The organism is Brevundimonas sp. GW822-FHT03E11, from assembly GCF_058801445.1.
In genome coordinates this window covers 114,747-130,379 of the sequence record NZ_JBXANG010000008.1, presented here as the reverse complement: position 1 = coordinate 130,379, position 15,633 = coordinate 114,747, and the positions used below count along the sequence as shown (strand labels likewise).

10 protein-coding genes and 1 pseudogene are annotated in these 15,633 nt (G+C 63.1%); 8 read left to right on the top strand and 3 right to left on the bottom strand.

The window, feature by feature from the left end; translation table 11 throughout:
• From AC1RKE_RS13225 to AC1RKE_RS13210, 4 genes are all read left to right on the top strand, one after another.
• A partial coding sequence (locus AC1RKE_RS13225) for a hypothetical protein (protein WP_492897233.1) occupies positions 1 to 427 on the top strand: 427 nt, incomplete at its 5' end.
• Positions 428 to 916: 489 nt separating this feature from the next.
• On the top strand, positions 917 to 2,590 hold the full coding sequence (locus tag AC1RKE_RS13220) for a hypothetical protein (protein WP_492897231.1): 1,674 nt from the start codon (positions 917 to 919) through the stop codon (positions 2,588 to 2,590).
• Between the two features lie 41 nt (positions 2,591 to 2,631).
• On the top strand, positions 2,632 to 4,878 hold the full coding sequence (locus AC1RKE_RS13215; RefSeq protein ID WP_395942185.1) for an RHS repeat domain-containing protein: 2,247 nt from the start codon (positions 2,632 to 2,634) through the stop codon (positions 4,876 to 4,878).
• On the top strand, positions 4,875 to 5,324 hold the full coding sequence (locus AC1RKE_RS13210) for a hypothetical protein (protein ID WP_305487873.1): 450 nt from the start codon (positions 4,875 to 4,877) through the stop codon (positions 5,322 to 5,324). The genes AC1RKE_RS13215 and AC1RKE_RS13210 overlap by 4 nt, the downstream gene beginning before the upstream one ends.
• Positions 5,325 to 5,440: 116 nt before the next feature.
• Here the strand turns inward: AC1RKE_RS13210 and AC1RKE_RS13205 are convergent, their stop codons facing one another.
• Positions 5,441 to 6,133 (bottom strand): IS6 family transposase, encoded by a 693-nt coding sequence (locus AC1RKE_RS13205; RefSeq protein WP_305487875.1) that lies wholly within the window; start codon positions 6,131 to 6,133, stop codon positions 5,441 to 5,443.
• Between the two features lie 76 nt (positions 6,134 to 6,209).
• Positions 6,210 to 6,416 (bottom strand): annotated as a pseudogene (locus AC1RKE_RS13200) (IS6 family transposase); the annotation flags it as partial.
• Positions 6,417 to 6,972: 556 nt separating this feature from the next.
• Between AC1RKE_RS13200 and AC1RKE_RS13195 the strand changes: the two are divergent.
• The 4 genes from AC1RKE_RS13195 to AC1RKE_RS13180 all read left to right on the top strand — a co-directional run bounded on the left by AC1RKE_RS13195 (position 6,973) and on the right by AC1RKE_RS13180 (position 14,653).
• Positions 6,973 to 8,055, top strand: coding sequence for a LacI family DNA-binding transcriptional regulator (locus tag AC1RKE_RS13195; protein WP_305487878.1), 1,083 nt, complete (start codon positions 6,973 to 6,975; stop codon positions 8,053 to 8,055).
• A gap of 209 nt (positions 8,056 to 8,264) precedes the next feature.
• Positions 8,265 to 9,557: a glycoside hydrolase family 30 protein gene (locus tag AC1RKE_RS13190; RefSeq protein ID WP_231681422.1), complete on the top strand. Its 1,293-nt coding sequence runs from the start codon at positions 8,265 to 8,267 to the stop codon at positions 9,555 to 9,557.
• Between the two features lie 198 nt (positions 9,558 to 9,755).
• Entirely contained in the window at positions 9,756 to 12,584 is a 2,829-nt protein-coding gene (locus tag AC1RKE_RS13185) for a TonB-dependent receptor (RefSeq protein WP_395942184.1), read from the top strand.
• 98 nt (positions 12,585 to 12,682) lie between these two features.
• The gene (locus AC1RKE_RS13180) at positions 12,683 to 14,653 is read left to right on the top strand and encodes a glycoside hydrolase family 3 protein (protein WP_395942183.1); all 1,971 of its coding nucleotides are present in this window, start codon (positions 12,683 to 12,685) and stop codon (positions 14,651 to 14,653) included.
• Positions 14,654 to 14,749: 96 nt separating this feature from the next.
• Here the strand turns inward: AC1RKE_RS13180 and kduI are convergent, their stop codons facing one another.
• The gene (kduI, locus tag AC1RKE_RS13175) at positions 14,750 to 15,595 is read right to left on the bottom strand and encodes a 5-dehydro-4-deoxy-D-glucuronate isomerase (RefSeq protein WP_348683067.1); all 846 of its coding nucleotides are present in this window, start codon (positions 15,593 to 15,595) and stop codon (positions 14,750 to 14,752) included.
• Between the last annotated feature and the right edge of the window lie 38 nt (positions 15,596 to 15,633).

Below are 15,633 nucleotides of genomic sequence, written 5' to 3'. Positions count from 1 at the left end.
TCAGGTCTACAACGCCACGACCGGCGCCTTTATCGACCACCACTACCAAAGCGGCGTCCTCGACGCCGATAACAACTGGGGTTACGGCGCAAGCGTCACGCTGGGCAATGCCAATATCAGCAGCTCCGCAGGAGTGGTCCGTCCCTATCGACCAGCGACGGCTAATGGTTCGACGACCTTCACCGTCAACGGCGCATCGGGCTCCTGGACGGCTACGGTGGAACTGCAAAATGTCTCGGGTACGACGCCTACCACCAGTGTCAGCGGAACAACGGCCTACGTCCGGATCTCTTCCACCACCACCATCTCCAGCTCCGGCCAGTTCAGAATCCGCGTGACCGATGCAAACGGTACAGTCAGCTATTCCCCATGGGGTCAGTTCTACCTGAATGTTGAAGGCTACGGCGGCATCGACGTGGAGCAGTGAGGCGCAGTGCCGACGAAGGCTGGTAGACGCAGATGGTGGCCGAGCATTGAACTGCGCGGGGCGGCAACGAGATTGGGGGTAAAAGTGAAATTTTGGCATCTTTGGCGCGGAGACCTACTCTCTCGGAGAATTTGGTCGACCGATAAGAGTGTTTTGGCGTGGCTCAGAGCGTTCGTTGCTGCTGTAACCGTGACGATCGGACCTATTACCCTGTCCGTTCCCTCCGCCGCTGCACAGGATTTTTCAAAATTGCCTGAAGCGCCGCGCGTAACCACTGTTGATGAGGTGGGCGTGGACCTACGGTCTGGACAGTATCAAGCGAGAGGGGCGCACTGGGGAATTGGGCCCAAAGACGCACCCGTACTTAGCATTACGGTAGGAGCAATAAATCGTTGGTCCAGCAGTGGTACACCACTATATTCTAAAGTCGAGCGCGGTTGTGATCAGCGCTACGATCCGGTCGGTGGCGAGACGAAATGCCGAGGTGGATTGGTCGATATTTATACGCTCGGTCATGAAACGTTCGTCTACATGCCCGACCCGCACAACCCCTTTGCACCTCGTGTTCTAACCGACGGGTCATTGGTTTCTGAGGACGATATTTACATCGATGTTCGTCGCTCTGATGGAGCCTTTTGGAGGTTTCTAAAAGTGACAGGATTGCCGCCAGGGTGGTCTGACAGCGCGCCCGGAGAATATGCATTTCTAAAAACTATAACGTGGCCCGACGGAAGCGCCCTCGATTATGATGCGCGGGGTGTCACTTCTACGATGGGCTACCGAATGGAGTTTGAGCCCGCCAATGGCAGCTCTTTTCTCAATCTAAGTGAGCATTACTGTTCGGCAGGTCTGGTGGCGTGCAGCGGACTTAATTTTGGGGCGAGGTCAAACGCCGTAGTGGAGACAGCTGTTGCCTATGGAAACAGCGCTATTGTGGAAAAAGAAGACATCCACATCACGAGCGTTGAAGGCGTGCGAATCGATCTTAGACGAGAACTCATTGGCGCGACGTCGCCGAGCCATACCGGTTCAGATCAGTCGTCATACTGTGGGGGGATGTTCGCGCTTCGCACTAAAAGCATTAGCAATCAGATAGGTGTCTGGAATTACGAATACACATTTGAATGGGACGGCGGGTCCTTTCCATGGGGCTATCCCCAATGTCGGATTACTGAGTCTATTTCTACGGGACCAGAAGGCGGTGTGTTTAAAGTCAAGGGGCAACCAGGATCGTTAGAGGTTACGGACGCGCTAGGTCGAGTGACGAAGTACCAAGTCAGAGTTTGGCCAGGCACGTCTTATGAAAATTATGCCGATAAAGAGACCGGGGAGATACTCAGCGCAATCTATCCGGAGGGAAACCGGTCTGATTATGAGTATGTGCGCAATAATTTGTCGAAGGTGACGGAGACACCCAAGCCGGGTGGAGGCGCGGCGCGCGTGACCTTCCAGGCGGCGTATCCCGCCGACTGCTCTGAAGTAACTATAAAGGTCTGCAACAAGCCGATTTACACGATTGATGCGAGGGGCGCGCGAACAGATTACACCTATCACGGTCCTAGCGGTATGGTGGAGACAGTCACAGGGCCTGCCGGGTCAGATGGGGTTCGGCCGCAGACCCGTTACGGCTATCAGCAGCTTGAGGCGCGGATACTCAATGCTTCGGGGCAACTGGTCCCGACGGGGCGACCGATCTGGAAGCTGACCTCCGTGTCGCAGTGTCGGACGCAGCCCAGCTGCGCCGGTTCGGCTGATGAAACGATCAAGAGCTACACTTATAACAACAATCTTCTTCCAATCACGGAGACGACGACTGTCGGCGACAACTCTATCGGTCCGGTCACTACCGGCACCACCTACGATGCGGTCGGCAATGTGGTGGCGGCAGACGGCCCCCTGCCGGGTGCCGCAGACACGACCTACTTTGTTTACAATGCCTATCGAGAACTCGTAGCCACGATATCGCCTGATCCCGACGGCGCCGGTCCTCTGCCTCGAATGGTCGAACGGAACGTCTATAATCTGGACGGCAAGCCGATCCGTGTTGAGATCGGAACTGCTCAGACCACCGACGCCTCCGACTTCGTCTTGGACCGCTACAAGAGGCTGACTTACGACTCACTCACGGGTCGTTTGATGAAGGTGGAGGAGGTGCAGCCATGATCCGCTCCCCGTCCTTGTTCCTTGCAGCATTTGCGGTCTCGGTGAGCATTGTTGGCGCGGCCAGCACGAGCGTGAAGGCCGAGACCGTCTCGTCGGTTCAGCAGTACGCCTACGACGCGGCCGGCCGCCCGACCTGTACGGCGGTTCGGATGAACCCGGCGGCGTTTGGAAGCCTGCCGGCCTCGGCCTGTACGCTGGGAACGGAAGGCGGCCAGGGGCCGGATCGGATCGAGCGGAGGGTCTATGACGCGGCCGGTCAGCTGCTGCAGGTCCGCCGGGCGGTGGGCACGCCGCTGGAGCAGGTCTATGCGGCCTACACCTATTCGCCGAACGGCAAACAGACCTCGGTGACGGACGCCAACGGCAACAAGGCGTCGATGACCTATGACGGCTTCGATCGTCAGGCGGCCTGGTACTTCCCCTCGACCACCACCCCAGGCGAGGTCAGCACGACGGACTACGAAGCCTACGGCTATGATCCGAACGGCAACCGCACCTCGCTGAGGAAGCGCGACGGTCGGGTGATCAGCTACACCTATGACGCCCTGAACCGGATGACGTCCAAGATCATACCGGACGGCGGGGGCCTTCCGGCCTCGGCGACGCGCGACGTCTACTACGGCTATGACCTGCGGGGGCTGCAGCTCTACGCCCGGTTCGACAGTCCGACCGGGGAGGGGGTGACCAACAGCTGGGACGGTCTGGGGCGAATGACCGCCTCCAGCCTGAACATGGGCGGGGTGACCCGAACCTTCAGCCATCAGTACGACCTGAACGGCGCGCGCACCCGGATCACCCATCCTGACGGAGTGACTTTCGAGTACGGCCGCGACGGCCTGGGCCGGATCATGCGGATCGGGGAAAACGGCGCAACCAGCTGGAACGTCGCTTGGCTGAGTTATGACGCCTTGGGCCGCCAGGTCGCACGTGGCGGGGCCGCAGGTCCGACCATCACGGCTTGGGGCTATGATGGCGTGGGGCGCCTGACGAGCCTTTCGCACGACTTCTCGGGCGCGACCTACGACGTCTCTACGACCTTCGGCTACAACCCGGCCAGCCAGGTGACCAGCCGGTCGGTGTCGAACGCCGCCTATCGCTTCACCGATCACGTCAACGTCACCCGCAACTATGCGGTCAACGGGCTGAACCAGTACGTCTCGGCCGGCCCAGCCAGCTTCACCTATGACGCCAACGGCAATCTGACCTCGGACGGCCAGGGCGGGACCTATGTCTATGACGTGGAGAACCGGCTGATCGCCGGGCCGAACGGCGCGTCTCTGGTCTGGGACCCCCTGGGGCGTCTGTTCCAGAGCTCCAGCAACAGCCAGGGCGTCACCCGCTACCTCTACGACGGCGACAAGCTGACGGCGGAGTATGAAGCCTCGGGCAACATGCTGCGCCGCTACGTCCACGCCGACGGCTCCGATACGCCCCTGGTCTGGTACGAGGGCGCTGGCCTGGGAACGCGCCAATCCCTCTACGCCGATCACCAGGGCTCGATCGTCGCTCGGACCAACGCGGCCGACGCCGTCATCGGCGTCAACACCTATGACGAGTATGGCATCCCCGGCGCGGGCAACACCGGCCGGTTCCAGTACACCGGCCAGGCCTGGCTGCCGGAACTGGCCATGTACCACTACAAGGCCCGCATCTACTCCCCGACCCTCGGCCGGTTCCTCCAGACTGATCCGATCGGGTATGAGGATCAGGTCAATCTCTATGCGTATGTCGCAAACGATCCGGTGAACCACACCGATCCGACGGGGGAAGAGGCCGGATGTATGTATGGTCCTAGCCAGTGCGGTTCGCGGGCAATTTCAGCGGAAGATCAGAGAACGCAGCGAGGCATCGTTCGTTTTCTGGGTAATCTTGCTGAGGCAGGATCGCTCCTGGTTCCGGTCGAGGGGGGGATGATCCGGGCAGCGGGTGCCGCACATCGAGCACTCCAGTCCCCGCTCGCCAGAGCTGTCGCAGCGCGAGTGGGAGTTGAGTTTGGAAGTCGCTTCCAACGCGTCACGAGTGCGATGGATCGCGTGCAGAATATTATTCGAAACAATGCTCGCCGTGATGACTTTCTGGGCGTGATGAGAGAGCGGCGCGGTCAGAGTACTGGTTTCGATCACGTAACAGAGATGAGAAATAGCGTGCGCGGACTGGAGAATGCTACCGCACGTCTCGATGAAGCTCTTGCAGGTGGTCGATTGAGTCCCGAGCAAGCTGCCGCAGCACAAGCATCGCGTGACGCCGCGCAGAGGGCTTTGAGGGAAATGAGAAGAGCGCTCGAATGACAACCGACTATAAATCTGAGCTAACTTCGGGTGACAGAGCGCGGGTGTTGGCAGCTTTGTATCAATTGTCTGGAGATGACAGAAAGCTGACTCTGCCGCCAGAAGTATACGAAGAGGTGCCCGCGCTCATCGAAAGCGAAGATGAAGAAATTGCTTGGCGTGCTATAATCGCGTTTGGGTTGGTGAGACCCACGCCATCGCTTTCAATCGGACTGGTCGAAGCTGCGAAACGCTGGTTGCCGATTGAACGGTTCGTAGGGTTGGCGGCCTTGGATGGCATCGCTCGCTTGATAGGTGCAGACTGCCTTAGCCAAATGGATCGAAGTCGAGCCGTTTCGGAGGTCAGCCAGATTGAAGGAGTTGATCCGCACTGGCTTTCCCAATTTAGTCAAATGGCTTCGGGGCAGATTTCCTATGAGGACTTTGTGGGTTCGGTTGGAGACTGAAGCATCATTCGGGCTGAGATCACTCGGGTCGCTCCGGGGCGCCGGCATTGTCAGACAGGCTTGGCGGTGCTGTCAGGTTAACCGCCGCAGGTCGCAACTCGCCCAACCCGCGCCATCTAGGCGGTCGCCTCTGCCCAAGCGGCATCCGCATCGGCGCGGAAGCGGCGCAGGGTAGGGCGGCTGATCAGATGACGCTGGACGTGGAAGGTGTTGTAGATCGCGGCGTGGGTGGTGAGGAAGCGCTGGGCGGAAGCCTGGGACTTGAAGCCCTGTTGCTGGCGTTCTCGTCGTCGGATCGGCAGGTGCGAGTTCTCGACCCGGTTGTTCTCGCGGAGGCGCCCTGGGCGGTGAACGTGGGTTAAGGCAAGTTCTCGAAGGGCGGCGCCATATGAGGCCAGGCCGTCCGTCGTGATCTTCTCCGGCTCCACGGGCTGGCGTCGCAACAGACGCCGAAGCAGCTTCAAGGCCGCCTCCGTGTCCCTACGCCGCTGGACCACGAGGTCGAGGACCTCGCCTTCGTCATCGACCGCGCGCCAGAGATACATTCGCCGTCCGCCGATCCAGCAGACCATCTCATCCAGATGCCAGCGTGGCGATGGCGCCGGCCGGCGCGTCTTCAGCCGTTTAGCGATCAGCGGTCCGAACTTCTTGGTCCAGCAGCGGACGGTTTCGTAGCTGACGTCGACGCCGCGCTGAGCCAGCAGCTCCTCGACATCCCGCAGGCTCAGGTTGAAGCGGAAATACAGCCACACCGCATGACGGATCATGTCCGCCGGAAAGCGGTGGCGCTTGAACGACAACGGTTTCATGAAATCCGTCCCCCCGATCAGCCATTTACGGCCATCCTCAGTGGAGACAAGTTAGCGTTAGACTGACAGCACCCGCCGGCCGGCGCGTCTTCAGCCGCCTCGCGATCGGCGGGCCGAACTTCTTCGTCCAGCATCGGATCGTTTCGTAACTGACGTCGACGCCGCGCTGGGCCAGCAACTCCTCGACGTCTCGCAGGCTCAGGCTGAAGCGGAAATACAGCCACACCGCATGGCGGATCACATCCGCCGGAAAGCGGTGGCGCTTGAACGACAGCGGCTTCATCGAAGATCGTCCCCCGATCAGCCTTTACGGCCATCCTCAGTGGAGACAAGTTAGCGTTAGACTGACAGCACCTCTTCGTCAGCCTTGCAGCTTGCGCTACGCCCCCCGCTCGGTGCGTCGATTATCCTAGGCGGCCCGCCTAGCTAGAGGGCTGCGATGGGGAAGACTGACCGCAGGATCGATCCCTCGCCTGTCAGACCTCCGGCTCCCAGCCAATGACCGCTGCTGGCGCCTTCGAGACGAAGCGGAATGACAGAGCGGGGCACCTGCGGTCAGGCAGGGACATCGATCATGCCCAATATACTACCTCGGCCAGTGCGTGCTCCCGCACCCAAACAATCAAGCCGCTGGATCAACGATCTAGCGGCTTTTTGCTGCCTGAAACCCCAAGCCCGCGCCCCCCCATCCCGGACCCAAACGCCCAGCGTCCCAGCAGCTGAAGTGAGGTTTGTTCTCGAGCGAACCCGCTCGACGGTCCTGGACGCAAGTCCGGTCTGGACTCAACGCTGGCTTGGCGCGCTCGATCGCTGCGGGCGGCCTTGCAGTCAGCGCCGCCATGAGCCATCCAGACAGGATGCGGACACCGGAGCATGGGCGGGCGCCCAAGAAGCCCACAATCGATGATGTGGCGCGGCTGTCGGGCGTTGCGCGGACCACGGTGTCGCGCGTTCTCAACGGCGGCCCGAATGTTCGCGATCCGGTGCGACGCAAGGTGCTGGAGGCGGTGAAGGCCCTGGACTACCGCGTCAATCCTCAGGCGCGGTCGCTGGCCGGCGGCGCCAGCGGCGTTCTGGCCCTGATCCTGGCCTCGGACCTGGATGCGGAGCCCAACTCCTTCTACGCCTCTGCGCTGGAGCTTGGCGCGATACGGGAATGCCTGCTGGCGGGCTTTCAACTGATCACCCGCCACGTGCCGCAGGACGATCCTGCGGCGGTCCAGCAGTTGTTGGAGATCGCGACCAGTCAGAGGTGCCAGGGGGTGATCTTGACGCCGCCCTTTTGCGACAACGTCGATCTGATCCGGCAACTCAGGACCAGAGGCGTTCATCTAGCCGCCGTGTCGCCCGGCGGCGACGGACGGGGGCTGATCGACGCCGTCGGCATCGACGACGAGGCGGGAGGACGGGACATCGCCCGCCATCTGATCGATCTGGGGCATCGACGGCTCGCTTATCTCAGTGGGATACCGGGCCATCTGTCCGCCAAGAGCCGTTTGGACGGCGTAAGGCGCGCGATGCGAGAAGCGGGGCTGGATGAGGCGGCCTTGGTGGTGGAGCCGGGCGACTTCACCTTTCGATCGGGCGGGCTAATCGCTTCGCGCCTCCTTTCGCTCAGCCCTCGCCCCACCGCTCTGATCTGCGCCAATGACGATATGGCCGCAGGCGCCCTGTCGGTGGCCCATGCGCGCGGCCTTCAGGTGCCGGGTGATCTGTCGATTTCCGGCTTTGACGACACGCCCGTCTCGGGCATCGTCTGGCCGCCGCTCACGACGGTGCACCAACCGCTGAAGGAGATGGGCGGAGAGGCGGTCCGGCTGCTCTCGGGTCGGATCGCAGGAAGAGACGCCGGCGATTGGACCTTCCGCACTCTGCCGCACGCCGTGGTCGCGCGGGAGTCGGTGGGAAGCCGGGCGGGATAGAAGGCAGGAGGCCTTGACGCGCGCAGCCGCACCGTCATTATGGAAGCGCTTCCAATAAATCGACGGGCGCGTCAGACGTCTGCAGGGAGGAAGGCATGAAAGCTCACACGGCCGCGATTTGCGCCTTGTTTTTGGCTGCTTCAGGCGCGGCAGGATGCGCCTCGGCGCCGGATGGCGGCTGGATCACGACCGGGGACCAGTCCCGCCTCATGCAACACGAACCGCTGATGATGAGGCGGGCGGCTGTCCAGGCGACGGGCCAGGCGGTGCTTCTTGACCCGCAGACGCCGCTTCAAACCATGGTCGGCTTCGGCGCCGCCATAACGGATGCCTCGGCGCATCTTATCCAGAGCCGGATGACGCCCGCTCAACGCGACGCCCTGATGCGAGACTTGTTCGGCCGGGCGGACGGCGGGCTGGGATTCGACTTCACGCGCGTGACGATCGGCGCGTCCGACTTCTCACTGAGCCACTACAGCCTCGCAGATCAAGCCGATCCCTCGCTGGCGGGGTTTTCGGTCGCCCCCATGGCTGCGGAGGTGTTCCCCACGGTTCGCCAGGCCCTGGCGATCAATCCTCAGCTCAAGATCATGGCCACGCCGTGGAGCGCGCCGGGCTGGATGAAGACGACGGGCTCCTTGATCCAGGGAGAGTTGAAGCCCCAATACTATTCGACCTATGCCGAGTATCTGACGCGCTATATTGCAGAGGCTGCGGCAGAGGGCGTGCCGACCCACTATATCAGCATTCAGAACGAGCCTGACTTCGAGCCCGACTCCTATCCCGGCATGCGGTGGGGACCACAGGGGCGCGCGACGTTCATCGGGCGGGACTTGGGACCCCGACTGGAGCGGTCGGGGGTGGAGACGAAGATCCTCGACTGGGATCACAACTGGGACAAGCCGGAGCAGCCCTTGGGCGTATTGGCCGACCCTGAGGCCCGGGCCTATGTCTCCGGCGTCGCCTGGCATTGCTATGCAGGCGACGTCTCGGCCCAGTCGAAAGTGTTCGACGCCTATCCCGACAAGGACGTCTTCTTCACGGAATGCTCCGGCGGCGAGTGGGCCCCCGCCTTCAAGGACAGCTTCGTCTGGACCATGAAGAGCCTGATCATCGGCGCAGTGGAAAACCATGCGCGCGGCGTTCTGATGTGGAACATCGCCCTGGACGAAAACCATGGTCCGCACGCGGGCGGATGCAGTGACTGCCGCGGCGTGGTGACGATAGACAGCCGAACCGGCGCCGTTCAGAAGAACCAAGAATACTACGCCTTTGGGCACGCCAGCCGATTTGTACGCCAAGGCGCGAGGCGCGTGGCGGTGGCGAAACCGGAGGGGCTTGAGGCGGTCGGTTTCGTCAATCCGGATGGGCGACGGGTGCTGGTGGTCCTGAATCCGGCGGACGTTGAGGCGCGCTTCGATGTCGGCGAAGCGGGCCGGCGGGCCCAGGTCCTCCTGCCGGCCTCCAGCGCCGCCACCTACGTATGGAGCAGCCCGCGCTAAGGCCTATCTTGTCAAAAATGCAAAAGGTGGTAGCGTGTTGGAAGCGCTTCCAATAAGCGCCAACAAAGAAGGACGCAGGCCCAAGGGGCGCTGCGCCGAGGAAACGTGAGGGGAGATCAAATGCGCAGCGCATTCGCTGGGGGCAGTTCCATTCGTTCAAACCAGGGTCGCCGTCGCCTCCGCGTCACGGCTTCGGCCTTGGCGCTGGCTTCCGTCCTGCCGACGGTCGCCGTCGCCCAAACCCAGACGCCGCCGTCGGGCGCCGACGCCGCTCCGACGGAGGTCGAGGAGATCGTCGTCACCGGTCTTCGGCGAGGACTGGCGGATTCGATTTCCATCAAACGGCGGGAAACTTCGATCGTCGAAGCGGTCTCGGCGGAGGATATCGGCAAGCTGCCCGATGTCTCCATCGCGGAATCCATCGCCCGTCTGCCTGGGTTGGCGGCTCAGCGCGTCAACGGCCGCGCCCAGGTGATTTCGATTCGGGGCCTGGCGCCGGATTTCACCACCACCCTGCTGAACGGGCGTCAACAGGCCAGTTCGGGCGACAACCGGGCGGTGGAATTCGACCAATACCCGTCCGAACTGCTGTCCGGCGTCGTCATCTATAAGACGCCGGACGCCGAGGTCTCGGGCATGGGGCTGTCCGGCACGGCCGATCTGCGGACCGTGCGGCCATTGACGTTCGGCGACCGCGCCGTGGCGGTCAACCTTCGCGGCGAGATGACCGAAGGCGACGCCCTCAACGATGATATCCGCAACTATGGCGGACGTTTCTCGGTCAGCTATATCGACCAGCTGGCGGACGGGACGCTTGGCATTGCGCTCGGATACGCCCACCTGGATTCCCCGTCGCAGAACAAACACTACAAGGCCTATGGTTATGAGTCGTTCGGCGGGGTCTGCGAACCCAGCGCGCCCGGATCGACCTGCACTGTCGATTCCGTCCAACCGGACAGCGCCGACACGGCCCTGCTGCTGAACGGACAGGAAATCTTCTCGACGTCACGCCTGAATCAGCGCGACGCGGTCATCGGCATTGTCGAATGGCGTCCGAACGAGCGGGTCCATTCGATCCTCGATCTCTACTATTCGAAATTCGAGCAGGAAGAGACCACGCGGGGCGCGCAGTGGTTTTCGAACGCCTGGGCTGACGACGCCTATTTTACGGGGGTCGTGACCGAGGATCGCGGCGGCTCGTCGTTCGGCCGCAGCGGCACGATCCACAACGCCGTTCCCATCATCCGCAACGACCGCAACACCCGCGAAGACGAGATTTTCTCGGTCGGCTTCAACACCCAGTACGAGCTGAACGACCGGACCCGCCTCGTCGCCGACCTGTCCTATTCGAACAATCGTCGCCGCGAGACCATTCTGGAAACCTACGCCGGCTATGGACGGGGGACGGGCGGCGTGACGCCATCGACGCCGAACGTCGGCCGCACCCTGGACGTCATTGACTTCACGGTGAACGACGACGGCTATCCGACCTATGCCGAAGGTCTGGACTATGCGGACGCCTCGCAGGTGTCGCTGGGTGACCGGGCGCCTTGGGGCGGCTGGGGCCACGACGGCGCCATTCGCTTCCCCGACGTCGAGGAGACCATCCAGTCCGCCGATCTGAAGATCGAGCGCGACATGGAGGGCTTCTTCAACACCTTCACGGCCGGCGTAAACTACGCCAAGCGCGAGAAGTCCAAGAGGGTCGATGATTATGACCTGTTCCTGAAGAATGGCCGGCAGCAGGTCTATGTTGACGCTCAGTATCTGGAAACGCCGGTGTCGCTGGACTGGGCCGGTTTCGGCAATGTCCTGGCCGTCGATCTGAGCCGCGCGCTTGACGTGTACTACGATCGCGCGCCGATCCTCGACGCCAACTATTTCGACAAGAACTGGGATATCGAAGAACAGGTCACCACGGCCTTCGTGAAGCTGGACTTCATGGGTGGTCGCTGGAGCGGCAATGTCGGCATGCAGGCCGTCGTCCAGAACCAGGAATCGACCGGCGTCGTGATCAACGGCACCGAGCCCGGCGCGCCGATCACGCCGATTTCCGTCACCAAGGGGGCGGACTATCTGGACATCCTGCCGAGCCTGAACCTGATCTATGATCTGGGCGGCGGGCATCGTCTCCGTTTCGCTGCGTCACGCACCATGGCGCGGCCGCGCATGGACGAGATGCGGGCCAATGTGACGCCCGGCTTCAACGCCCTGGTCTGCACGGGCCAGACCTGTCCGCCGGGTTCGACCGTCAATCCCTGGTCCGCCTCGGGCGGCAATCCGAACCTGGAGCCCTGGCGAGCGAACGCCTTCGACCTAGCCTATGAATGGTACGTCGACGCCACCACCTATCTGTCGATCGCCGGATTCTACAAGGATCTGGAGACCTACATCTATGTCCAGAACGGCACCTTCGACTTCACCGGCATACCCCTGCCGTCGACGGCGTCCTCTATTCCGGCGGGTGTGAACATCAGCCCGATCGGACAGATCAGCCTGCCGGCCAACGGCAATGGTGGAACGGTTCAGGGGCTTGAGGTCAGCGGCGCCTTGAACTTCGGTACGGTGTGGGCGCCGCTGGATGGACTGGGCTTGTTGGGCAGCATCTCCTTCACGGAGTCGGATCTGAATCCGGCTCCGGATGGACAGACGGTTCGCATCCCCGGCCTGTCCGGCACGGTCTACAACGTCACCGCCTACTACGAACGCGGCGGCTTCCAGGCGCGGATCAGCAAGCGGTTCCGCGAAGCCTTCAAGGGCGAGGTGGTGCAGCTGTTCGCGACGCGCGGCTACACCGAAATCCTGGACGACGAGCAGATCGATGCCCAGATCGGCTACACCTTCGAGGAAGGCCCTCTGGAGGGACTGGGCGTCCTGTTCCAGGTCAACAACCTGACCAACTCGCCCTATCGGACCCGCCTGGGTCTGGACAGCGGCGGCACGACGACAGCAGACGGCGGGGCCCTGCCTGAGACCTACGAGGAGTACGGTCGCCAGTTCCTGTTCGGCGTCAACTACCGGTTCTAGGGCGCCCCTCCCACGGCCCTGGATCCTGGGCGGGGCGGCTTGGCCGTCCCGCCCTCTCTATTCGCTCATTCGGCCTCTGTAGCATCGAGAAACGGCGCATGACCCTTCGCAAGACCAAGCTTCTATCCCTGCTGTTGCTGGCCGGATGCGCCCTTGCGCCGATGAGCGCCGTCGCCGATCAGAGCGCCGCCGCGCAAAGTTTCACGGACTGGCCGACTCTGACGCCGGCCCGTGCGCCCGACGCCGCCATGGAGGCGCGGATCGCCCGGATCGTGGCGAGCATGACCCTGGCGCAGAAGATCGGTCAGATGACCCAGCCGGACGTCCGCTACATCTCGCCCGAAGAGGTGACCCAGTATTACATCGGCTCGGTGCTGAACGGCGGCGGCGCCTGGCCCGCCATGAACAAGCACGCGACCGTCGCCGAATGGGCGGCCCTGTCGGACCGCTATCACGACGCCGCCCTCGCCACCGACATGGCGGTGAAGATCCCGCTTATCTGGGGTACGGACGCGGTGCACGGCCACAACAACGTCTCCGGCGCCACGCTTTTCCCCCACAATATCGGCCTGGGCGCCGCCCACGACTCCGATCTGATCGAGCGGATCGGCCGCGCCACCGCGCGCCAGGTGCGCGCCACCGGCATCACCTGGGTCTTCGCCCCCACCCTGGCGGTCGGCGAGAACCGCCGTTGGGGCCGCACCTATGAGAGCTATTCCAGCGATCCTCAGCAGGTCGCCGAATATGGCGAGGCCCTGGTCCGCGGGCTTCAGGGCGACCTGACCGGCGACGGCGACGTGGTCGCCACGGCCAAACACTATATGGGCGACGGCGGCACCTATAACGGTCAGGACCAGGGCGAGACCCGCGCCACCCGCGCGGAAATGATCAATCGCCACGCCGCCGGCTATTATTCGGCCATAGAGGCGGGCGTGCAGACGGTCATGGCCTCCTACAGCAGTTGGGACGACGTCGCCGCCGGCCACGACTACGGCAAGATGCACGGCAGCCGCGAGATGCTGACCGATGTGCTGAAGGACCGGCTGGGCTTCGACGGCCTGGTGGTGTCTGACTGGAACGGGATCGAACAGGTGCCCGGCTGCGCCAAGGCCGAATGCGCCCAGGCGATCAACGCCGGCATCGACATGGTCATGGTCCCCGAAGACTGGAAGGCCTTCATCGGCAACACCATCGCTGACGTGGAAGCGGGGCGCATTCCAATGTCGCGCATCGACGACGCCGTGACGCGGATCCTGCGGGTCAAGATGCGGTCGGGCCTGTTCGAGCACGCGCCGTCGGAAAGCCGCTACAACGGCCGGGCGGAGGCCGTCGCCGCCGCAGACCTGGCGCGCGAGGCGGTGCGCAAGTCGGTCGTCCTTCTGAAGAATAACGAGTCCGCCCTGCCTCTGGTCCCGGGCGAGAAGATCCTGGTCGTGGGCGACAGCGCCGACAGCCTGTCCAACCAGACCGGCGGCTGGTCCCTGACCTGGCAGGGGACAGAAAACACAAATGCCGACTTCGCCACCGGCGCCACCCTGTTGCAGGCCCTGACGGCCCAGTTCGGCGCCGAGAACATCGTCTATTCCCGCGACGCGGTCGGGGTGGACGTGACCCGGTTCGCCAAGGTGGTGGTCGTCCTGGGCGAGACGCCCTATGCCGAGTACCATGGCGACGTACGCTTCCCGGCGCCCGTCCAGTACAGCCATCGCCGCCCGAACGACCTGGCCCTGTTGCACGCCGTCTCGGGCAAGGGGGTTCCAGTGGTGTCGGTGCTCTATTCGGGCCGTCCCGCCTATGTGAACGACCTGATCAACCTGTCCGACGCCTTCGTCGCCGCCTTCCTGCCGGGCACGGAGGGGGCGGGGCTGGCCGACGTCCTGTCCGGCGGGCCCTATGACTTCACCGGTCGTCTGTCCTTCGCTTGGCCGGGATCGGCTTGCAGCACCGGGGAGCATGAGGGCGAAGTGGTGCAGTTCGCCCGCGGCTATGGCCTCAGCTATGCGCGTCCGTCCCACATGAACCCTCTGCCCCTGCCGCCGACGCCTAACGTCTGCGACCCCATCGGATGATCGCCGCCCAGTAAGCCTGCGACCTGCGGCGGGGCCTCAATGGCGCGTCAGCCGAACAAGGTCGCAGGGCCGCCTGCGGAGACGCCAACCAGGCGGCTACTTCAGCTGGCAGAGATCCAGCTTGTCCATATCGGCATAGTCCAGGTTCTCGCCGCCCATGCCCCAGATGAAGGTGTAGTTGGAGGTGCCTGCGCCCATGTGGATGGACCACGGCGGGCTGATCACCGCTTCGCCGTCCTGGACGATGATGTGGCGCGTCTTGTCGGGCTGGCCCATGAAGTGGAACACTCGGTCTGTTTCGCTCAGGCCGAAATAGAGATAGGCCTCCGATCGGCGGTCATGCAGATGGGGCGGCATGGTGTTCCACACCGAACCGGTCTTCAGCACCGTAACGCCGAGCAGCAGTTGGCACGACTTGACCTTGCCCGGCACGATATACTGGTAGATCGTGCGTTCGTTGGAGGTCTCCAGCGCGCCCATCTCCAGCGGCGTCGCCGCCTCGATGGGGATCCTGACCAGGTCGTAGCGGGCGTGGGCGGGGGTTGAGACCAGATAGAACCGCGCCGGATCAGCCGCGTCATCGGAGGCGAGGATCACCTCGGCGGCGCCCATCGGCACATAGAGGCCGTCGCGGAAGCCCAGTCGCACGGTCTCGTCGTCGATGATCGCCGAGCCTGCGCCCCCGATGTTGACGACGCCCAGTTCACGGGCGTGCAGGAACGGCTTGCCGGCCAGGGAGGCCGGCTCTGAGTGGCGGGGCAGAGCCAGCGGCGCGTCGGTCGGCACGGCGCCGCCGATGATCAGCCGCTCATGATGCGAATAGTTGAGGCTGATCCGGCCGGGCTGGAACAGGCCGGACACCAGATAGCGGTCGCGCAGCTGCTCATTGGTGGCGCCGTCCACCATGTCCGGATGAGTGGCCTGATAAACCTTGTCGTACATCTTGTCGTACATGTCGCTCTGCCTCGGTTCGGGGGTGG